We start from the raw sequence: 19248 nt of genomic DNA on the forward strand, positions 1-19248 counted from the left end.
CTGACTAGTTTCCGCGCTCCAATTCCGGCGGGCCCCAACCCGCCGCGCGATGAGACAAAGGGGCCATAGCTCAGTTGGGAGAGCGCTTGAATGGCATTCAAGAGGTCGGCGGTTCGATTCCGCCTGGCTCCACCATCACACCGGAAACCCCGCCCGCGAGATGCTGGCGGGGTTTTTGTTTTTTGCCCCGTCCGGTTGTCCGGTCCCTCCCTACCCGGTTTGTCTTCACCGCCGTTTCGCCTATCCTCGCTGCCAGAGCGATCAAAGAAGGGAGCGGGACATGGCCAGACAGGGTATCAGCCGCCGGGGTTTGCTGGGCGGCACGGCGGCGGCGGCAGGCGCGATCGGCGCCGTGGCCGCATCCTCGCCGGCACTCGGCAAGGCACTGCGCTCCGAGCCATCCCTTGAAGGCAAGACGATCCTGATCACCGGCGCGTCGTCGGGCTTCGGGCGGCTTGGCGCCGAGCATTATGCACGCCTCGGCGCGCGGGTCTTCGCCTCCATGCGCAATCTGCCCCGGCCTGAAGCCGATGAGCTTGCCGCCCTGGCAGAGGCCGAAAACCTCGCCATCGAATTGGTGGAGATCGATGTCACCTCCGATGCCAGCGTGGAACGCGGCGTGGCGGACGTGCTGGAGGCGACCGGGGGGACGCTCGATGTGCTGATAAACAATGCCGGGATCGCGCTTGCCGGACCGATCGAGCTTCAGGACATGGAGGCCACGCGCCTCATTTTCGAGACCAACACGTTCGGGCCGCACCGCATGGCGCGCGCCGTCCTGCCGGCCATGCGCGCGGCGGGCAGCGGCCTGATCGTACAGATATCCTCTCAGCTCGGCCGGGTGATCGTGCCGGGGCTGGGCCATTATTCGCCGGTCAAGTTCGCGCTGGAAGCCATGAGCGAGGCGATGGCCTATGAGCTCGTGCCCCATGGCATTGATGTAACCATCATCCAGCCGGGCGGCTATCCCACGCAGATCTGGGACAATGCCAGCGTTCTGACGGCTGCGCTGCTCGAGCGCGCACCGGAAGAGCGGCTGGCCGCCTATCCCGAGCTGGTGGCGGGGATGGGAACAGGCGGCGGGGGCGGCGACACCGATCCTATGGACATACCCGAGGCTATTGTGCAGCTGATTGCCAGCCCCGGCGGGACACGGCCCTTGCGTGTGGCCGTGCATCCCAATGCCCGGCCACAGCTGGGCATTAACGAGGTCAGCCGCGAGACACAGCTGGCCATGCTGGGCAGCTCGCCCTATGGCCCGTGGGTGAGGGATGTGCTGGAACGCTAAGCGGCGGACGGCGGAATTTCTGAACGTCCGCTAAATACTGCGCTCTGCCTGCGTTCAGCTGGCACATGGCAATGTCCTGCCCAGCAGCCGGGTATTGTCCGGCCCTGAACGGGAGTTTTGCCATGTCATGTTCTGAACACGACGCGTCCGAGAGGCGGCGGGGCCGCTTTGCCGCGAGGGCTGCCATCAGCGCGGCCATGCTGGCGCTGGGACTGTCGCTTCCGGGCACCGCGGCCGCCCAGCAACCCTGGTTCAACCCGCCCCCGCCGCGCGCGCCGGATATACGGCCGGGTGAAGCCTGCTCGCTCGTGCTGGTGCAGAGCCGCGGCTCGCGCCAGCTCATTGCACGCGCGGCGCCGGGCATTGCGGGGCACTGGTCCTTGAGCGTGCGCAGTGACGGGCTGGAAAGCGACCAGTCCGGTCCCCTGCAGGCCCGTCCCGGCGTGCAGGAGCTGACGCGGATGACGCTGGAAGGACAATTCCGCCCGGTAGTGGATCACAGTGCCGCGGGCCTTTACGGCCCGGTGGCCCGGCCCGGAGCGCGCCCGGTCCATGCCGTGCTGGTCGTGCGCGACAGGCGGGGCCGGGTATTGTGCCGTGCCGTACCGGAGCTGCGATAGGCGCATTCTTACAAGACTGTAACGCACCTGATCACACAGTTGCGACTTGCTCCTTGCGGGCTTGCCGGTAGGTTTTTGGCCAGCGGTCACCAGAACCGGGGGAATTCAAGTTGATAGCTGTCAGCACGGTACTGGCAATAACGGCGGCAGCGGCCCTTGGCACCGCGGTGTCCGGCCCGCCCATATTGCAGCCCGGCGCGCCGGGCGAGCCGAGCCGGGAGATAAGCGCGGAGCGTTCGCGTGCGCTCAGCCAGACGCGTCACACGGCCGCCGATACGCGCTTCATGCAGCACATGATCGTCCATCACCAGCAGGCGGTGGACATGGTCGCCCTGATCGAGGGGCGGACGGACAATCCTGCGATCATCGCCATGGGCAGGCGCATCTCGCGCTCACAGGATGATGAAATCACCATGATGCGCAGCTGGCTGGAGCGCCGCGGCGAGGCGCCGGAGGCCGATGATCTGCACAGGCATCATGAACATGGCGGCCATGAGCATCACCAACACGCTTCTGGTGATCCCGACGATATTCCGCTGATGACGGGCATGCTGTCGGTCAATCAGATGCGTGCGCTGGCCGCTGCTGAAGGGACCGCTTTCGACCGGCTCTTCCTGGAAGGCATGATTCATCACCATGAAGGCGCGCTTCTCATGGTTGACGAGCTGATGGAACAGCCTGGCGCCGGTGAAGACATCATCATGTCGGACTTTACCGGCCATATCGTGGCCGACCAGACGGCGGAAATCCTGCGCATGCAGAATCTTCTGGAAGACCTGCCGCCGGCGGACACGCCCGGCGCGGATCCGCACGCTCACCACCGCCATCAACATCACTAGACGCAAGGAAAGCCTGCGCAAAAACGGGGAAAGACCAGTTACGATGAAACATCTGCTAAAATGTACCGCCGCCATTGGTGCCCTTTCGCTGGCCATGGGCGCCGCGCAGGCCCAGGTGAATGCCGTTGGCGAAGATGAACGCACGGCGCTTGCCGGCGGGCTCACCGGGGCCGAAAGCGCGAGCTGGAACATGGCGCTGGAGCACAATGTGCCGCCCATCGACGCCTTCTTTGACGAGCGCGCCCTGTTTGCGCCTGCGCAGTTCATGGAAGCGATGCGGGCAGCGCGCGAGGCCGAGGAGCGCGGCGAGGAGGCCTCGCCGCCTGCTTTCACGCCGCTTGCCATGGCCAATACCGATTTCGCTTTCCAGGGCGACCATGTGATCATGGGTAATTATCATGGCTTTCTGGTCTACAATATTGCCGGTGACGCGCCCGAGCTGGTGACGGCGGTCGTATGTCCGGGCGGGCAGGGCGATGTGTCGGTGCACGGCGATCTGCTTTTCCTGTCGGTGGAGCATAACCGGGCGCGGCTCGATTGCGGGTCGGAGGCTGCCGAAGGCGATGTGAATCCCGACCGGTTCCGCGGCATCCGGATTTTTGACATTTCCGACATCACCGCGCCGCGCCAGGTTGCGGCGGTACAGACCTGCCGGGGATCGCACACCCACACGCTGGTGCCGGACCCCGCCGATGCGAACGTGATCTATGTGTATAATTCGGGTACCCAGCCTGTGCGCTCCGGCGACGAGCTGGAGTTCTGCTCGGATGGGCAGCCCGGCGAGAATCCGGAGACCTCGCTCTACTCCATCGACATTATCCGCGTGCCGCTGGATGCGCCCGGGACAGCGGAGCTGATCGACAGCCCGCGTATCTTTGCCGACCGTGAAACCGGCGAGATTGCCGGCCTGTGGCTTGGCGGGCGGATGGGCGTAGCCAGCCAGCGCACGGCCCAGACCAATCACTGCCACGACATCACGGTCTATCCCGAGATCGGCATTGCAGGCGGGGCGTGCAGCGGTAACGGCATCCTCCTAGACATCACCGATCCGGCCAATCCGACACGCATCGCGGAGCTGTTTGATCCGGACATGGCCTACTGGCACTCGGCGACCTTCAACAATGAGGGCGATGTCGTTGTCTTCACCGATGAGTGGGGCGGGGGCACCGCGGCGCGCTGCCGGGCCGAGGATCCGGCCAATTGGGGCGCCAACCTGATCGCCACGATCGAAGACAATGTGCTGCGCGGGCAGGCTTTCTACAAGCTGCCCTCCATCCAGGGGGCGAGCGAGAACTGCGTGGCGCACAATGGTTCGCTGGTGCCGGTGCCGGGCCGCGATATCATGGTCCAGTCCTGGTATCAGGGCGGTATTTCGGTGATGGACTTCACCGATCCGCAAGCCCCCTTCGAGATCGCCTATTTCGACCGCGGCCCGGTTGACCCGGACAATCTCATTGTTGCCGGTTACTGGTCTTCCTACTGGTATAATGGCCGCATCTACGCCAGCGAGATCGCGCGCGGTCTCGATGTGTTGCGCCTGGAGGCGGGCGAGCACCTGTCAGAGGCCGAACTGGCCGCCGCCGAGGCGGTGATGGAGACGCAAGTCAATCCGCAGACCCAGACCCGCATTGTGTGGGAGGATAGCGCTGTGGTGGCCCAGGCCTATCTGGACCAGCTGGCACGCGGCGAGTCGGTCGAGGCGCGCCTTCTGGAGCGCGCGGGCACGGAAGTCTCCCGCTGGGCCGATGGCCGCATGAACCGCGGCAATCTGCGCCGCCTGTCGCGTGACCTGATCTCGGCTGCGGCTGATGTCGAAGGCCGTGATGGTGCGCGTCTGACGGCCCTTGGCGAGCTGCTGGGCCGCGTCGCGGGCTAGCGGTTTCTCCCCACAGTCATGAGCCCCGTCAGCATAGGCTGGCGGGGCTTTTTCATGGCGCGATGCCTCCTGCAAGCGCCCTCTTGAACCGGCGCTTTGCACCCCCCATTTCTAATTTCGAGGGCATTGAAGAGGAGGTCCGCAAAATGGCTCCTGAAGAGTTTGAACAAGGCCAGTCCGGCACGCCTGCAACCGTCTATGTGCGCCCGATTGCGGCCGCAGATGTGTTCGAGCAGGTACAGCCCGGCAATGCGATTGAAATTGATGGTGTCACGCTGGAACCCGATCAGCAGTTATACGCTATCCATGATGAAGACGGGCGCCGTGTAGGCCTGTTTGCCGACCGCGATGCAGCCTTTGCCGCTGCGCGCTGGCATGGCGCGGCCCCGGTAAGCGTGCACTAGCACGCGCAACGAAAAGCGTGTCAGTCAGTCCCTCCCCCCGGACGGCACGCTTCACTGGAACGCCTCCCGGTCCCCCGCCGGGAGGCGTTCTGCGTTTTGGGGGTCCCTTGAAGTCCCGGGCGAGCGTCGCGAGACCCGGGACCTCGTGCAGAATAGGTCTGAGCGGACCCCGGATCGCTTCGCGTCCGGGGTTTCACAAGACGAGCTAGAGCCTCAGGGCTTCACCCTTTAGCAGGCGCGGCAGATCGCCGGTCTCACCGCCTGCCGTGCGCATGAAGAAGCGGCGGGCCTGCGGCACTGCATTGGCCAGTGACAGGCCAAGGCCGCGTACATGACGCAGGGCCGTGTTGTCGTTGGAAAACAGCAGGTTGAACATGTCTGTGCCGAGCGCCAGGGCGGCGGAATCGGTCTTGCGCCAGCGCTCATAGCGGGTCAGCACTGCCTGCGACCCCGGATCGAGCCCCGCGCGCAGGGCGTCGACCACCACTTCGGACAGTGCCGCTGCATCACGAATGCCCAGATTGAAGCCCTGCCCGGCAATCGGGTGGATGGTGCGCGCTGCATCACCGGCCAGCGCCAGGCGCTCTGCGGTAAAGCGCTCGGCCAGCATCAGGCCCAGCGGATAGATGTGCACCGGGCTGACCGGCTTCACCCGGCCCAGAAAGTCGCCAAAACGCGCTTCAAGCGCTTCCTGAAAGCCTTGGGGGTCGAGCGCGGCTATGGCGCGCGCAGGCGCATCCTTCTCCGTCCACACGAGGCTGGAGCGGTTGCCGGTCAGCGGCAATATGGCGAACGGCCCGCCGGGCATGAAATACTCGTATGCCACGCCTTCATGGGGCAATTCATGCTCCACGGTCAGCACAATGGCCGACTGGCCATACCGGCGGCCGAGCGACCGGATACCGGCCTGTTCGCGCAGGCGCGACATCTTGCCGTCACAGGCCACGATGAGCCGGGCCTTCAGACGGTCGCCGCCTTCCAGCGCCAGCTCGCCATGTCCGGCCTGCGTCTGCATGGCGTGCGCGCGGCGCGGCGCAAAGACCGGCAGGCCGGCCTCGCTTGCGCATTTTGCCGCTGCGATACGCGTATGGCGGTTTTCCACCATGTAGCCTAGCGGCTCGCCCTCCTCGCGCGGATGGATCTCGCGCCGGTCGAAATGCAGGCTGTCCACTCCCGGCCCGCCGGGTTTCAATCCGTCGAGCGGACGTCCGTCCACGACCAGAATGTCCTCGATACGCTGGGACTGGCCTTTGAGGTGCTTGGCAATGCCGATCTCTTGGAGCATGCGCCAGGAGGTGTAGGCGAGCGCGGATGCGCGTCCGTCAAAGGCGGTATCGGCATGCGCATCCAGCGGCAGAGCGTCGATAACGGCCACTTTCACGCCGGCACGGTGCAGGGCGAGCGCGAGTGTCAGCCCGGCAAGCCCGCCGCCGGAAATCACCACATCGCCATCAAAGAGGGTCTTGCCTGTCATGGACGCCAGACTAGCCGATCAGGCGCTCAAGGAAAGCGGGGCAAATGCCGCAGGGCGCGCTAGTTCATTCCTCCGAGCGCGCGCTGCACCCAGCCCAGCGGGCCGGTGAAGGCGAGCGGGCCGTCGGTGACGGCCAGCGCTATGCAGACCTCGCCCGGTTCTGCCACCGGCTTGTGCTCGATTTGCGGGTCAGCGACGCTCAGATCGCCTTTCGCGTAGCGGGCAAGCCCGTCATGGAAGGCGCCGCACAGCACGAGCGTGAACTCCTTGCAGTCATGGGTGTGGCGGGGCACGCCATGGCCAGGCTCCAGCCGGATCAGCTCGGCCTTGGCGCCGTCCTGACGCATAAGCTCCATGACACGCACGCCAGGCCCGGCAAACTGCCAGCTTCCGCCGGCCTCCAGCGCAAGATCACGCACCGGCTCCGGCAGGTTCAGAAGTTCATCGAGCGACTGGCTGGCCAGCCGGGCGGCCTGCTGGCGTGTTTCCGGGTTTACGCCCTGCGACGGACCGGCCTCGCCTGCCGAAGCGGCTTCGGCATCCAGAATGGCAAACAGGTCCTCCATCGCGCCAGCGCGCATCGAAGCGGGCGGCATCGAGGTCAGAAGCACGCCTGCGATACGCTCGGCATCATCGCATAGCCGGGAGATTTCAGGGTCGATCGCGGCCTGCGTATCCAGAAGGAGGCGCATGGGACCGGACAATGTGCCGGAGGCGTAAGCGGAGAAAATTTCGTCACCGAGGCGCTGGTGTGTCATGGCGGCAGTCTGGTCTCATCTGGATGCGAGATGGGGGATATTGATCGCACCTATAACACTTCAAGGGTTGGCCGATAGTTATTGCAGTCCGGGGTGGTCACAGATCCTCAGCGTCGAGATGCTTGCGCAGCTTGTCGAAGGCAAGGCGCAGGCGCGACTTCACGGTGCCCAGCGGCATATCGAGCTGATCGGCTATCTCGCGATGGGACAGCCCGTCGAAGAAGGCCAGCTGCAACAGTGAAAGCTGTTCTGGCGGCAATTCCTTCAGCGCGGCCTGCACGCGCAGATCGCGGGCGCTGGCATGGGTGGCTTCGTCAGGGGCAATGTCCGGCGGCGGCAGCAGGGAGGGTTCTTCCGGGTCCAGTGCGGGTTTTGAGGCGCGCCGCGCAATATCGATGCGCTTGTTGCGCGCTATGCGGAATATCCATGTCGAGGCGGAGGCCTGCGTCCGGTCAAACTGATGGGCCTTGCGCCAGACGGTGAGCATCACTTCCTGGGCGATTTCCTCGGCCAGCGCGTCATCCGCACTCAGGCGCAAAAGGTAGGATTTCACACGCGGCGCAAAGAAGTTGAACAATGTGGCAAAGGCCGCCCGGTTCTGCCGGGCGGTTTCCTCCACAAGCGCATCGAGCGTTTCGCGCCCCTGCGGGGCGTCAGTCCTGATCTTGAAGTCCGCCAAGGAGGATAATCGCTCTCGCGCCCCGGATTGCACCAAACAGACATGCACCTTAACGCGGTTTAAAGGGCTGCGCGCCTTGAAATCGCCGTTACCAGAGCAGAAACATAACCGGCCTGCAGTCAGCCGCCATCAGAGGAACCCGCGCCATGCGCCTCGCCCTTGCCTCCGCCGCCCTTTGCGCCCTTGCCGTTTGCGCTCCTAGCCTTGCCCAGGCGCCTGATTTTCAGGGCCAGCACAATGACTGGCGTGTCTTCACACGTGGCAGCGGGGCAGAGCGCATCTGCTATGCGGTTTCGCGCCCGACCGATTCCCGCCCCGGAACGGTAGATCATGGCGATGTGTATTTCTTTGTGTCCAGCTGGGCGAACGGGGCCGCGCGCGAGCAGCCGAGCTTTCTGGCAGGCTACGAGCTGCGCGCCGACAATCCGCCACGCGCCTCGGTCGGCTCTGACAGGGTGGGGATGTATGTCGATGAGCGCGAAGGCTTTGTCGAGGAACCGCGCGAGGAAGCCAGGCTGGTTGATGCCATGCGCCGGGGTGCCACCATGCGTATCGAGGCGGTCTCGGCGCGCGGGACCAATACCGCCTATACCTTCTCGCTATCGGGCGTGACAGCCGCGCTGAGGCAGGCCAGCGAGCTTTGCCGCTAGGAGGCCGTGCCCTTTGCCGGGCGGGCGTGGCGCTCCATGAAGGCGTTCATGCGCGGCACGATCTCCTCGCGGAAGCGCCGTCCGTTGAATACGCCATAATGGCCGACATCGGGCTGGATATAGTCCGCGCGCAGGGCTTCGGGCAGGCCCGAGCAGAGCGTATGGGCGGCCTGTGTCTGGCCGATGCCGGAAATATCGTCATTCTCGCCCTCGACGGTGAGAAGCGCGATATCGGTGATCGCTGACGGATCGACAACGCGGCCCTTCACCTCGAACTTGCCCTGCGGCAGGGCGTGGGCCTGGAACACATCGGCGATGGTTTCCAGATAGAACTCCTCGGTCAGGTCCATGACCGAAAGATATTCATCATAGAACTGGCGGTGCTTGTCGGTGCTGTCGCCATCGCCCTTCACCAGATTGGCAAAGTAGTCGTAATGGGCGTCGACATGGCGCTCATAATTCATGTTGATGAAGCCGGTGAGCTGCAGAAAGCCCGGATAGACCCGGCGCAGTGCGCCAGGATACACCGCCGGCACGGTGTGGATCAGATTGTCCCGGAACCATTCAAACGGGCGCTCTTCGGCCAGCTTGTTGGGCACGGTCGGGCTTTTGCGCGCATCGATGGGCGAGCCCATAAAGGTCATGGTGGCCGGACGCGCCGGATCCTTGTCTTCAGCCATCAGCGATAGCGCGGCCAGCACGGGCGGGCCGGGCTGGCAGACGGCGGCGACGTGGGCGCCCGGGCCGATCACCGTGATCATCTCGCGGACATAATCGGCATAGTCACCCAGCCCGAACCGGCCTTCCATCACCGGCACCATGCGGGCATCGGCCCAGTCGGTGATGTAAACCTCATGGGTTGGCAGGAAGGCTTCCACCGTGCCGCGCAGCAGCGTCGCGTAATGGCCCGACATGGGCGCAACCAGCAGGAGTTTCGGGTCGGCGAGCTGTGGCTCTTTCACCTTGCGCGCGGCGGCGAGTGCGGCGCGGTCGCGGGTGAAATGCACCAGATTGCAGAAAGGCTTCTGCCAGATGGTCTCGACTTCGACGCCCACCGGCAGGCCGTTCACCTCGGTGGCTTCAATGCCCCATTCCGGCTTGCCGTAATAGCGCGTCAGGCTTTCAAACACGTCGGCAGCGGCCGCCGCGGTACGCCCGGCCAGCGTGTCACCCATCGGGTTGAGCGGCGAGCGCAGCGTGGTGCGGGCCATATTGGCTGCGGTGCGCCAGGGCAGCATCGCTGCGCGGGTCATTTCCATAAAGGTGTAAAGCATTGAAAATCAGGCCTCCGGCCTAGCGGGTATCAGCGTCCCCAGGATTTCAGGACGGCGATCATGCGCCCTCTTCCTGTAAAAACCGTTGCAGGGATTGCGCAATGCGCCCGGGCGGCGTGGCGTGGGGGAAAACCTCCACAAAACGGCCCTCACGGTCCATCAGATAGATAAGCGAGGAATGGTCGATCAGGTATTCGGCCATCGAGGCGTCGGCTTCGGAGCGGGCATAGTAGACGCGGTAGGCGCGCGCGGCGGCGGCCACCTGTTCCGGGCTGCCGGTCAGGCCAATCAGGTCTTCGGGAAAGACCGGTGTCTCGACATATTGCGCCAGCGCTTCGGGCGTGTCGCGTTCAGGATCAAGGCTGATGAGAAGGGGCTGGAACTGGGCGCGCTGCGTCTCGTCCAGCTCCTGCAGAGCCTGCGCCATCAGCTGCAACGACATCGGGCAAATGTCAGGGCAATAGGTGAAGCCGAAATAGATGAGCATGGGCCGGCCTTCAAAGTCGGCATGCGTCACCGTCTCGCCGGTATGGGCCACAAGCTCGAAATCGCCGCCAATCAGGGCCTGGCCGCTTTCACGCACCCCGGGCGCGGCGTTGGTGCGCTGTCCGCTGGCATAGACCAGCGCGATAACCGCAATGATGACGCAGACGGCGCTGGCAATGACAGGAAAAAGCCAGGCAGGACGGTTTGACCAGTTCACGTGCGCGAACTCCCCGGTATGCTTCTGACGAATAGATAGGGCGCAAATCATCGTCCTGTCGAGGCGCTACGCTGCAACGCAGCACGACCCGGGAGAGCTGTCTTGGCCTTTTTCCACGCCGACGCTGATGAAAACAGCGCCGATCCGTCCCTTACCCCGCTTTTCGGGCGGGTCAGGCTGCGCACCCTTATTGTGTTGAGATGGCTGGCGGTTACCGGCCAGACCATCACCGTGTTCGGGGTGCATTTCATCCTCGGCTTCGACCTGCCGCTGGCCTTGTGCCTTGCCGCGATCGGTGCCAGCGCCGCTCTCAACCTTGTGATCGCCTACACCCAGCCCGTCCAGCGCTTTGCCAGCGAACCCGAAAGCTTCGCCCAGCTCGCCTTTGACGTGATGCAGGTGATCGTTCTGGTGGCGCTGACAGGCGGCACGTCCAACCCGTTTGCCTTTGTGGTAGCCGCGCCGGTACTCATCGGGGTGGCGGCCCTGCCGGTACGCTGGTGGATGACGCTGGCCGCACTGACCATTGCCGGATCGCTGGCTATGAGCGTCTGGCATATGCCCTTGCCGTGGAATGAGTGGGCGGGGCCGTTGAGCCTGCCGCCCCTCTATCAAGCGGGACTGTGGCTGGCACTGGTCATCACCATCGCCTTTACTGCCGTCTACGCTTGGCGGGTGGGCAGCGAGGCACGGCGCATGGGGGCTGCGCTGGCCGCAACCCAGAGCGTGCTGGCGCGCGAGCAGCGCCTGTCGGCACTGGGCGCGCTGTCGGCGGCAGCGGCCCATGAACTCGGCACGCCGCTGGCTACGATCCAATTGACGGCCAAGGAGATGGCGCGCGCTCTGAAAGACCCCGAATTGCAGGAGGATGCAGCGCTTCTGGTGTCGCAGGCCGAGCGTTGCCGCGACATTCTCAGACGCCTCTCACAGGCCCCCAGCGACACCGACCAGATGCATGACCGGATGGCTCTTGGCGATGTGCTGGACGAGGCTGCAGCCCCGCTGAAGGGTGTAGGGGCAGCCATACTGATTGATCTTGATGGCGCAGATGACACACCGCTCCTCCGCCGCCGGCCAGAACTGATCTATGCGCTGGGCAATTTTGTTGAAAATGCCGTCGACTTCGCCCGCAACGAGGTGCATCTGCAGGCAGGCTGGAGGGATGATCTCATCACGATCACTGTCAGCGATGACGGGCCGGGCTTTCCGGCCGATATCCTGTCCAAGCTGGGCGAGCCCTATATCACCACGCGCCGGCATGAGCCGGGGCCGGGCGGGCTGGGGCTCGGCGTGTTCATTGCCACAACGCTGATAGAGCGGCTGGGAGGCCAGGTCCGGTTTGAAAACCGGCCGGGTCGCTCAGGCGCGCAAGTGGTCATGACCCTGCCACGAAAGGGGCTTGCCCTTCCCGCCTGAGCGGGCATGGGCGGCGTCAGGCCTTTTACTTCCCGCCCGCCTGTCCTAGATCAGGTAACATATACTCATTGCGATGCCTGTACCTGAAAGGAACCGGGCCAAACCATGACAGAAATGCTCGACCTGCCCGCCGACCGCACGCTTCTCATCCTTGATGACGACGCGCCCTTTCGTAACCGGCTTGACCGGGCCATGACGCAGCGCGGCTTCGAGGTGACGGCAGTAGGCAGTGTCGCCGAAGCGCTGGAGGTGGCGCGCAGCGCGCCGCCGGCCTTTGCGGTTGTGGATCTGCGTCTGGAGGACGGGGACGGGCTGGACGTGGTGCGCGCCCTGCACCGGCAGCGCCCCGATTGCCGCGCGGTCATGCTGACCGGCTATGGCAATATCGCAACCGCGGTGGCGGCGGTGAAATCGGGCGCTATCGACTATCTCTCCAAGCCCGCCGATGCCGATGATGTGGTGAAAGCCCTGCTGGCTGCGCCCGGCACCAAGCCGGAACCGCCGGAAAACCCGATGAGCGCGGACCGTGTGCGCTGGGAGCATATCCAGCGCGTGTTCGAGCTGTGCGATCACAACGTGTCGGAAACCGCCCGGCGGCTGAACATGCACCGGCGCACCCTGCAGCGTATCCTCGCCAAGCGCGCGCCGCGCTAGGACTTGCCTGAATCCGGCACTTCGTCATCCGCCTGGCCTTCGGGCGGATGGGTGTGGAGTTGCAGGATATAGGCCCGCAGGCGCTGGCGCATCTGCCGGTGGTGTTCCACCATCTCTTCGGTGAGCACGACTGAAGGCTGCAGCGCGCGTTGTTCGTAGTCCAGTGTCAGCAGTCCATTCTCGTAGTGCGTGGTGTAGCTGAATTCGAAGGCTTCATTGGCAAATACGTCGCGAGTGTCCTGCAGCTGCCAGAAATTGCCGTCGCTATAGTCGATACCGCCCTCAATGATGTGGCGGCGATGGACCGGATACGCGGTTGCGACAGGCGAGCGCCGGTCCATCGCGGTTGCTGCCAGCATGTCGTCCAGCGTGTGGGGCCTGAGCCGGATCTCACGCACACCATCGGCGTCTGCAGGGCTTACCAGCGGTGCAACCTGCCAGCTGGCGGTGAAGATGAGCGTGTTCATTTCCTCGTCATCTTCCATCTGCAGGGGCGTCTCCAGCTCGGCGGACTGACGATAGCTGCTGTAGAACAGGGTGTAGGCCTGTTCCAGCTGGCTCAGCCCCATCTCGCGGACGATATTGCGCCACTGGTCCGCCATATGTCCGCGATGGGTCACCTCAATCGACCAGCTCAGCGGGTCTTCCAGTGACTGGTTCAGCAGTTCGAAGGATTCCAGAAAGACGGTGGACGCCACCGGCGGTTCGGCGGTGGCCATGCTGGTAAGGCGGCTCGCCTGGTCATCGAGAACCAGCACCAGCCCGTAATCGGGCTGGCTGCGGTTGAAAAGCGAGCCGCGCTGACCGGCCATCGCCGGCTCGAGCCAGAATGTATGGCCGTCAAGGCGGGCCTGGACGAAAACATGGTCGAAAAGCTGCGGGCTCGGCGGATAGCCGTCCAGTCCACGCCCGGCCGTGGTGTGGGCCAGAACCGGGTAGGCTTCGATACCAAGCGCATCCAGCAAAGCGAGCAGGAGCAAGGTCTTGGCCTTGCAGTCACCGGTACGCGTGCGCAATGTTTCGCTGGTAGAGGCTGGGACATAGGTGCCGTCACCAAGCAGGACGGCCTGATAGCGGATCTCATCCTGAACGAATTCCAGCGCGGCCGTCAGTTGACGTGCCGGAGCGCCATGAGCCTCGCGAAAGCGGGCAGCCAGCGCGGCGATCTCGGCATCGGGTTCAGCTGGCAGGCGGTAGAAGCTCCGGCCCCAGTCGGCCACACTCGCCCAGTCCGGCCAGGACGACACCATCAGGACCGGCAGTTGCGGGTGATCGGCGGGCGCGCCATCCTCCAGCTGGACCGGGGCAATGCGATGCGGGCCGAAACCATAGACGGTCTGTCCCCGGCGGTGCTCGACCGTCACGTCTTCCTCACTGGTGCCGATAACGCGGTAAGATGCGCCGCGGGGCCAGCTTGTACGGACGGAGAGCTGTTCGATTCCGGTTATCGAGGCCAGTGGAAAGCTGCGGGTATCGTGGGGCGCAAGCAGCGGATTGGCACCGGTCACGGAATAGGACAGATCGAGCGTATCGCCTTGGCGGACATCCTCGATACGGAGCACGGCCACTTCCATTCCGGTGATAATGCCGTAGGCCAGTTCCGGCTCCTGGCGGAGAAATTCGGCAGCCACCCGGCCCTCGCGGCTTTCGCGCTCGCCGCCGCGGATAATGACTGCCTCGTGAATGATAATGGACTGATAACGGGGGTCCAGATTGATCTGGAAGCGGGAAATTGCCGCCAGGCCGGCGCCGGCCACTGCCTCGATCACATAGCGTGTGTAGAGGCCGGCTTCGGGATTTCGAGCATCGTATTGGAAATCCGCGAGCAACAGGCGGGCGCCGCCTGTCGGTTCAACGCCAGCTGTGGCCGGGTCGGGCATCGGTACAGGCTGAACAAAGGCCGGGGCCGGTCCGAATTCCAGTGTGCGCGCGGACGCCGTTGCCGGGAGCAGTTCGCGTGCTTGCGGAGTGCGTGCGTCGTTGGTGGCGATTAACCCTGGCGGGTCCGCAGGGCCATCACCGGGATAGTGAAAGGCCAGATAGGCCAACGCCATGATCACGGCAAATCCCAGCCCGCAAAATGCGAGCACACGCCCAACGCTCATCGCCTACCCCCTCAAGCAAGCCCCTCTACGGTCAGTATTGTCGGGTATGGGCCGGGCTACAACCTGAATCTGCAAATCTCAGGACGTTCGGTCGAGCCGCATGGCCCTTTCGGCTGCGGTTCGGGCAAAGCGCAAGGTGATGGATTTGCGCCGGGCGGGGGCTAGCGGGTTGACCGGGCTTTCGCGCACGATGGCGCCCCCAAACCCGTCCGCGATGATGAGGCCGGTATGTTCGGGCAGCAGGGTGCGCGGAAACCGTTCCGATACGGCGAAGAAATACCGGTCACACCAGTCGAAATATTCCGGCCATTTGCCATCGGCGCGGAAATCGGCTGCGCCGGACTTCACCTCGACAATGACCAGCTCGCCTTTCGGCCCCAGTGCCATCAAATCCGCCCGCCGCCCGCAGGGCAGGGAAAATTCCGGTATGGCGGCAAGGCCAAAGCTTGCCAGCACACGCGCCGCCCCGCGCATCAGGCCTTGCGCATCATCAATGGCCGGGTTGGTCAGTGAGGCAATCGGGAGGGTTTCAGGCTTCATGGGCGAAATAGTGTTCGAACTTTGTTCTGTTTGCAAGCCTGGCCCCCGAGTCCATCTAGGCGGCCACGCCGCGCCGGGCTAGGTAAGAGGCATGACATCGATTTTCAAAGACCAGCTTGCCCCGTCCGAAGCCGATTTCCTCGATATCGCGGAAACGGCCTTTTCGTCCCTGCCGGAGGCCTTCCGCCAGCTATGCGGCAATGTGGTGATCCAGATTGCCGATTTTGCCGACGAAGAGACGCTCAAAGCACTTGAGATGGAAAACCCGTATGAACTGACCGGGCTTTATCACGGTGTTGATCTGACGGAAAAATCACTGATGGATCCAGCGGCGATGCCCGACCATGTCTTCCTCTACCGCTTGCCCGTATTGCTGGAATGGTGCGAGCGCGGGGATGTGAGCCTTGGCGATCTCATCACCCATGTGCTCGTCCACGAGATCGGCCACCATTTCGGCCTGTCAGACGATGACATGCACGCCATTGAGGACAGTGTGGATTAGGGTCCCTCTCAAACCCGCCCCGCCCAGTCCGGCACTATTTTGGTCGCCGGGCCGTAATGGCGCTCGTCAAAGAGCGTGCTGACCTCCCCCGGCTCCAGTGACAATTCCACCGTCCACGCGCCGGCGGCTTTGGCTTCGGTCACGAACCCCGCGGCCGGATAGACCGTGCCGGACGTGCCGATGGCCACGAAGAGACCGCACGCCGAAAGGGCCTCATAGATCGTGTCGAGGCCCAGCGGCATTTCGCCGAACCACACGACATGCGGGCGCAAGCCGCCTGCGCGTCCGCAGGACGGGCAGGGCGAGTCCGGCGTGATGGCGTGCTCATGTTCGAACAGATGGCTGCAATGGTTGCAGCGGCTTTTGAGCAATTCGCCGTGCATGTGCAGCACTGCGTTCGAGCCGCCACGCGCATGCAGATCATCGATATTCTGCGTGACGAGCAGGAAGCTGCCGCGTTCCTCGGCCTGCCAGATGAGCTCCAGCGCAGCGAGCGCGCGGTGGGCATCGTTGGGCTCAGCGGCGAGCAGATTGTCGCGGCGTGCATTGTAGAAGGCGTGGACGCTCTCAGGGTCGGCGGCGAAGGCCTCAGGCGTGGCCAGCTTCTGCCAGTCGAACTTGTCCCAGATACCACCCTTGTCGCGAAATGTGCCGAGGCCGGACTCGGCGCTGATACCTGCCCCGGTCAGGATCACGATATTGCGGGCCGCCCGGGCGTTCATCCGGCCGGGCGCTGAAGGGTGTAGACGGCAAGCTGCCCGGTCTGTCCAGAGCTGTCCTCGCCCGTCATCACGAAGCCGCTTTTCTCCAGAACGCGCCGCGAGGCAGCGGCGGAAACCAGGGTGCGTGCCGTGATCGCCGTCACGCCGGGCTGGCTGAACGCCCAACCCGCGAGCCCCTGGACGGCCTCGGTGGCCAAACCCTGTTCGCGGAAGCTTGGCAGCATGGAGTAGCCCACCTCGACCGTCCCGCTCTTGTCAGGCGGACCATAGAAGCCGCCATTGCCGACAAGGCGTCCGGGCGCATCATCGGCCCAGCGCATGATGAAAACCCAGCCGTGCCAGCCGGCCTCCGCAGGGCGATCCGTCAGACGGTCGCGCGTCTGCGTCATGCTTTCGGTATTGTTGAGCTCGGGTGGCCAGCTGGCTTCCGGTGATACGTTCAGTGCACGGAAAAACTGTTTGCGATCGTCAAGCTGAAGGCACGCCAGGGCCGTATCCAGCGCCACAAGGCGCAGGCGCGGCGTTGCCCACATCGGGCCTGCTGAAACGGTCTCGTGCGCTGTCATGGTCCCGCCTGCCGGGGAGTTGCGGTGCTGGGCGCAGTCTACATCTGCATCGTCCAGCCCTCTACCCCCATGGCTGCCTGCCGGATGGCTTCTGACAATGTGGGGTGGGCATGGCTGGTGCGGGCAATGTCTTCAGAGGCGGCGCGGAACTCCATGGCCAGAGCGATCTCGCCGATCATTTCGCCTGCGTGCGGGCCCATGATGTGCCCGCCCAGGATCTCGTCGGTCTTCGCATCGGCAAGGATTTTCACAAATCCGTCCGTATCGTGATTGGTGCGTGCGCGGCTGTTGGCCATGAACGGGAATTTGCCGGTTTTGTATTCCCGGCCCATCTCCTTGAGCTGTTCCTCGGTATAACCGACGCTGGCAATCTCGGGCCGGGTATAGACGACGCTGGGCGTGGCCAAATAGTTCACATGGCCTGCCTTGCCGGCGATCAGCTCGGCGCAGGCCGTGCCGTCATCCTCGGCCTTGTGGGCCAGCATGGGCCCGTGTGTCGTGTCGCCGATCACCCACACTCCGTCAGCCGAGGTCCTGAAGTGCTCGTTCGGGATGAAACCGCGCTTGTCGGTCTCGATGCCTACGCTCTCCAGACCCAGACCCTCGGTGTAGGGGCGCCGGCCTATGCAGACCAGCACCACATCGGCGTCCAGCACCTCTTCCTCGCCGCCGCTGGCGGCCTCGGTCTTCACTTTCAGTGCCTTGGCGTCCTTCTCCACGCCCGTCACCTTGCGGCCGAGCTTGAAAATCATGCCCTGCTTTTCAAACAGGCGCTTGGCCTGTTTGGAAATCTCGCCATCCATGGTCGGCAGGACCCGGTCGAGATACTCAACCACCATCACTTCCGATCCGAGACGGCGCCAGACTGAACCCAGCTCCAGCCCGATCACGCCTGCGCCGATCAGAACGAGCTTCTCCGGCACGCTTTCCAGCTCCAGCGCGCCGGTGGAAGAAACGATCTGTTTTTCATCAATCTCCACGCCCGGCAGCGGAGTGACCTCCGAGCCGGTCGCGATGACGATGTTTTTCGTCTCCAGCGTCTTTTCCGAGCCGTCTTCCAGCGTGACCGTAACCTTGCCCTTGCCGGCAATCTTCCCCTTGCCGTGGAAATGCTCGACCTTGTTCTTCTTCATCAGGCCGGCGACGCCCTTGGTCAGGCCCTCCACGGCGTCAGCCTTCTGGCCCATCATCTTTTCCAGGTTGAGCGTGATCTTGCCGGTGCCGATACCCATGCCGGCAAATTCGCTATTGGCCATCTCGTAGAGTTCAGAGGCGTGCAGCAGCGCCTTGGACGGGATGCAGCCGACATTGAGACAGGTTCCGCCCAGCGTCTTGCGCATCTCGATGATGGCCGTCTTCAGACCCAGCTGCCCCGCACGGATCGCGCAGTTATAGCCGCCCGGCCCGCCGCCAATGATTACAACGTCATACGTGTCAGCCATGAGATGTCCTCCGGCCCGGCAGATAGGAACGGGGAGGGGGTCCGGGCCTGTCATTTCGCAACCTAGCCAAGCAGGCCAGCGCGTCAATCACATCTGCCCGCAAGCCTGCCTTGCGGCCGTGCATGTCTTCAGCCCCAGCATCAGGGCTTGATCCGCGCGCCGGTCTGGCTTTTGATCCGCGAACGGGGGCTCGCTACGGGCAAAGGGACAGTACCGCTTGGAAACGTTTCTGGTATCGCTGGTGTCCGGGCTGATCGCGTCGGCCCTGTTCGAGGTCTTGCACAATCCCGAAAGCCGCAAGCGTTATGCGGGCGTTGCGCGCCTGTCGGGCCGGCTTTTTGTGTCCGATCACAATCGTCCGCGTCACAAGGCGGCCCTGTGGGCGGTCGCCGGGCTGCGCTGGACAATGGTTGCGCTCGGCGCCGGGGCGGGCAGTGCCGTGATGTCGGGCATGCTGAACGAGGCCAGCGCCGGCACGGTGGGCCCCAGCGTACCGGCCGCGATAGGCCTCGGCATTGTCAGCGGGCTTTACCTTGTCACGATCAGCCAGAGCCGCGGTTATCTGATACGCGGCATTGTCGCGCTGATCGCGGGGTTTGGCGTCGCTGTCGGCATATTGCGCCTGCTGGGCGGCGTGCCGTCAGCCGACGAGGCGGTAACCGCCATCCTTGTCTTTGGCCTGTCGATCGCGTTCTGCTGGCGCGCGCTGGGGCTGATTCCGGTGCTACGCCAGTAG

20 protein-coding genes and 1 tRNA gene are annotated in these 19248 nt (G+C 64.1%); 11 read left to right on the forward strand and 10 right to left on the reverse strand.

The window, feature by feature from the left end:
* The first annotated feature begins 59 nt into the window (after window positions 1-59).
* The 6 genes from IEV75_RS00480 to IEV75_RS00505 all read left to right on the forward strand — a co-directional run bounded on the left by IEV75_RS00480 (window position 60) and on the right by IEV75_RS00505 (window position 5027).
* Window positions 60-135, forward strand: a tRNA-Ala gene (locus IEV75_RS00480).
* 145 nt (window positions 136-280) lie between these two features.
* Window positions 281-1288, forward strand: a complete 1008-nt coding sequence (locus tag IEV75_RS00485) for an SDR family oxidoreductase (RefSeq protein WP_188450587.1) — start codon at window positions 281-283, stop codon at window positions 1286-1288.
* Between the two features lie 122 nt (window positions 1289-1410).
* Entirely contained in the window at window positions 1411-1908 is a 498-nt protein-coding gene (locus IEV75_RS00490) for a hypothetical protein (RefSeq protein WP_188450588.1), read from the forward strand.
* Between the two features lie 110 nt (window positions 1909-2018).
* On the forward strand, window positions 2019-2747 hold the full coding sequence (locus tag IEV75_RS00495) for a DUF305 domain-containing protein (protein ID WP_188450589.1): 729 nt from the start codon (window positions 2019-2021) through the stop codon (window positions 2745-2747).
* A gap of 43 nt (window positions 2748-2790) precedes the next feature.
* On the forward strand, window positions 2791-4623 hold the full coding sequence (locus tag IEV75_RS00500) for an LVIVD repeat-containing protein (RefSeq protein WP_188450590.1): 1833 nt from the start codon (window positions 2791-2793) through the stop codon (window positions 4621-4623).
* Between the two features lie 146 nt (window positions 4624-4769).
* Window positions 4770-5027 carry a DUF1150 family protein gene (locus tag IEV75_RS00505; RefSeq protein ID WP_188450591.1) on the forward strand — a complete coding sequence of 86 codons (258 nt, stop codon included), beginning with the start codon at window positions 4770-4772 and terminating at the stop codon, window positions 5025-5027.
* Between the two features lie 205 nt (window positions 5028-5232).
* On the opposite strand, the gene IEV75_RS00510 is transcribed toward IEV75_RS00505, so the two are convergent.
* The 3 genes from IEV75_RS00510 to IEV75_RS00520 form a co-directional block, all read right to left on the reverse strand.
* On the reverse strand, window positions 5233-6501 hold the full coding sequence (locus IEV75_RS00510) for an FAD-dependent monooxygenase (protein WP_188450592.1): 1269 nt from the start codon (window positions 6499-6501) through the stop codon (window positions 5233-5235).
* 59 nt (window positions 6502-6560) lie between these two features.
* Window positions 6561-7259, reverse strand: coding sequence for a ChrR family anti-sigma-E factor (locus tag IEV75_RS00515; RefSeq protein WP_188450593.1), 699 nt, complete (start codon window positions 7257-7259; stop codon window positions 6561-6563).
* Window positions 7260-7356: 97 nt separating this feature from the next.
* On the reverse strand, window positions 7357-7938 hold the full coding sequence (locus IEV75_RS00520) for a sigma-70 family RNA polymerase sigma factor (protein ID WP_217978651.1): 582 nt from the start codon (window positions 7936-7938) through the stop codon (window positions 7357-7359).
* Between the two features lie 146 nt (window positions 7939-8084).
* Here IEV75_RS00520 and IEV75_RS00525 point away from each other — a divergent pair, with 146 nt between their 5' ends.
* On the forward strand, window positions 8085-8588 hold the full coding sequence (locus tag IEV75_RS00525) for an invasion associated locus B family protein (protein WP_188450594.1): 504 nt from the start codon (window positions 8085-8087) through the stop codon (window positions 8586-8588).
* Here the strand turns inward: IEV75_RS00525 and IEV75_RS00530 are convergent.
* Both IEV75_RS00530 and IEV75_RS00535 read right to left on the reverse strand, forming a co-directional pair.
* Window positions 8585-9862: a polyhydroxyalkanoate depolymerase gene (locus IEV75_RS00530; RefSeq protein WP_188450595.1), complete on the reverse strand. Its 1278-nt coding sequence runs from the start codon at window positions 9860-9862 to the stop codon at window positions 8585-8587. The two genes, IEV75_RS00525 and IEV75_RS00530, sit on opposite strands and share 4 nt — an antisense overlap.
* A 58-nt stretch (window positions 9863-9920) precedes the next feature.
* Complete coding sequence (locus tag IEV75_RS00535) at window positions 9921-10565, reverse strand: SCO family protein (protein ID WP_233351699.1); 645 nt, start codon at window positions 10563-10565, stop codon at window positions 9921-9923.
* A 102-nt stretch (window positions 10566-10667) separates the two neighbouring features.
* Between IEV75_RS00535 and IEV75_RS00540 the strand changes: the two genes are divergently transcribed.
* Both IEV75_RS00540 and IEV75_RS00545 read left to right on the forward strand, forming a co-directional pair.
* A complete protein-coding gene (locus IEV75_RS00540; protein WP_188450597.1) occupies window positions 10668-11981 on the forward strand; it encodes an ActS/PrrB/RegB family redox-sensitive histidine kinase in 1314 nt (437 codons plus the stop codon).
* Between the two features lie 105 nt (window positions 11982-12086).
* Window positions 12087-12635, forward strand: a complete 549-nt coding sequence (locus IEV75_RS00545; RefSeq protein ID WP_188450598.1) for an ActR/PrrA/RegA family redox response regulator transcription factor — start codon at window positions 12087-12089, stop codon at window positions 12633-12635.
* On the opposite strand, the gene IEV75_RS00550 is transcribed toward IEV75_RS00545, so the two are convergent.
* A complete protein-coding gene (locus tag IEV75_RS00550) occupies window positions 12632-14740 on the reverse strand; it encodes a DUF3857 domain-containing protein (protein ID WP_188450599.1) in 2109 nt (702 codons plus the stop codon). The genes IEV75_RS00545 and IEV75_RS00550 overlap by 4 nt on opposite strands.
* 78 nt (window positions 14741-14818) lie before the next feature.
* A complete protein-coding gene (gene mmcB / locus IEV75_RS00555) occupies window positions 14819-15280 on the reverse strand; it encodes a DNA repair putative endonuclease MmcB (RefSeq protein ID WP_188450600.1) in 462 nt (153 codons plus the stop codon).
* 91 nt (window positions 15281-15371) lie between these two features.
* Here mmcB and IEV75_RS00560 point away from each other — a divergent pair, with 91 nt between their 5' ends.
* Window positions 15372-15782: a metallopeptidase family protein gene (locus IEV75_RS00560; RefSeq protein WP_188450601.1), complete on the forward strand. Its 411-nt coding sequence runs from the start codon at window positions 15372-15374 to the stop codon at window positions 15780-15782.
* A gap of 8 nt (window positions 15783-15790) precedes the next feature.
* Here IEV75_RS00560 and IEV75_RS00565 read toward each other — a convergent pair whose 3' ends face one another.
* From IEV75_RS00565 to lpdA, 3 genes are read right to left on the reverse strand one after another with little or no spacing between them, the layout of a single operon-like run.
* The gene (locus IEV75_RS00565) at window positions 15791-16504 is read right to left on the reverse strand and encodes an NAD-dependent deacylase (protein WP_188450602.1); all 714 of its coding nucleotides are present in this window, start codon (window positions 16502-16504) and stop codon (window positions 15791-15793) included.
* Window positions 16501-17070, reverse strand: coding sequence for a GNAT family N-acetyltransferase (locus IEV75_RS00570; protein WP_188450603.1), 570 nt, complete (start codon window positions 17068-17070; stop codon window positions 16501-16503). Before IEV75_RS00570 ends, IEV75_RS00565 begins: the two co-directional genes overlap by 4 nt.
* 38 nt (window positions 17071-17108) lie before the next feature.
* A complete protein-coding gene (lpdA, locus tag IEV75_RS00575; protein ID WP_188450604.1) occupies window positions 17109-18512 on the reverse strand; it encodes a dihydrolipoyl dehydrogenase in 1404 nt (467 codons plus the stop codon).
* 217 nt (window positions 18513-18729) lie between these two features.
* Between lpdA and IEV75_RS00580 the strand changes: the two genes are divergently transcribed.
* Window positions 18730-19248, forward strand: coding sequence for a hypothetical protein (locus tag IEV75_RS00580; RefSeq protein WP_188450605.1), 519 nt, complete (start codon window positions 18730-18732; stop codon window positions 19246-19248).

Origin of the sequence: Glycocaulis albus (genome assembly GCF_014639075.1) — a bacterium.
GTDB lineage: Bacteria > Pseudomonadota > Alphaproteobacteria > Caulobacterales > Maricaulaceae > Glycocaulis > Glycocaulis albus.

What these genes read in the sequence shown, in the direction of transcription:
- IEV75_RS00485 (WP_188450587.1), top strand. Translation starts at nt 281, where the DNA reads ATGGCCAGACAGGGTATCAGCCGCCGGGGTTTGCTGGGCGGCACGGCG.
- IEV75_RS00490 (WP_188450588.1), top strand. Translation starts at nt 1,411, where the DNA reads ATGTCATGTTCTGAACACGACGCGTCCGAGAGGCGGCGGGGCCGCTTT.
- IEV75_RS00500 (WP_188450590.1), top strand. Translation starts at nt 2,791, where the DNA reads ATGAAACATCTGCTAAAATGTACCGCCGCCATTGGTGCCCTTTCGCTG.
- IEV75_RS00505 (WP_188450591.1), top strand. Translation starts at nt 4,770, where the DNA reads ATGGCTCCTGAAGAGTTTGAACAAGGCCAGTCCGGCACGCCTGCAACC.
- IEV75_RS00510 (WP_188450592.1), bottom strand. Translation starts at nt 6,501, where the DNA reads ATGACAGGCAAGACCCTCTTTGATGGCGATGTGGTGATTTCCGGCGGC.
- IEV75_RS00515 (WP_188450593.1), bottom strand. Translation starts at nt 7,259, where the DNA reads ATGACACACCAGCGCCTCGGTGACGAAATTTTCTCCGCTTACGCCTCC.
- IEV75_RS00525 (WP_188450594.1), top strand. Translation starts at nt 8,085, where the DNA reads ATGCGCCTCGCCCTTGCCTCCGCCGCCCTTTGCGCCCTTGCCGTTTGC.
- IEV75_RS00530 (WP_188450595.1), bottom strand. Translation starts at nt 9,862, where the DNA reads ATGCTTTACACCTTTATGGAAATGACCCGCGCAGCGATGCTGCCCTGG.
- IEV75_RS00545 (WP_188450598.1), top strand. Translation starts at nt 12,087, where the DNA reads ATGACAGAAATGCTCGACCTGCCCGCCGACCGCACGCTTCTCATCCTT.
- IEV75_RS00550 (WP_188450599.1), bottom strand. Translation starts at nt 14,740, where the DNA reads ATGAGCGTTGGGCGTGTGCTCGCATTTTGCGGGCTGGGATTTGCCGTG.
- mmcB (WP_188450600.1), bottom strand. Translation starts at nt 15,280, where the DNA reads ATGAAGCCTGAAACCCTCCCGATTGCCTCACTGACCAACCCGGCCATT.
- IEV75_RS00560 (WP_188450601.1), top strand. Translation starts at nt 15,372, where the DNA reads ATGACATCGATTTTCAAAGACCAGCTTGCCCCGTCCGAAGCCGATTTC.
- IEV75_RS00565 (WP_188450602.1), bottom strand. Translation starts at nt 16,504, where the DNA reads ATGAACGCCCGGGCGGCCCGCAATATCGTGATCCTGACCGGGGCAGGT.
- IEV75_RS00570 (WP_188450603.1), bottom strand. Translation starts at nt 17,070, where the DNA reads ATGACAGCGCACGAGACCGTTTCAGCAGGCCCGATGTGGGCAACGCCG.
- lpdA (WP_188450604.1), bottom strand. Translation starts at nt 18,512, where the DNA reads ATGGCTGACACGTATGACGTTGTAATCATTGGCGGCGGGCCGGGCGGC.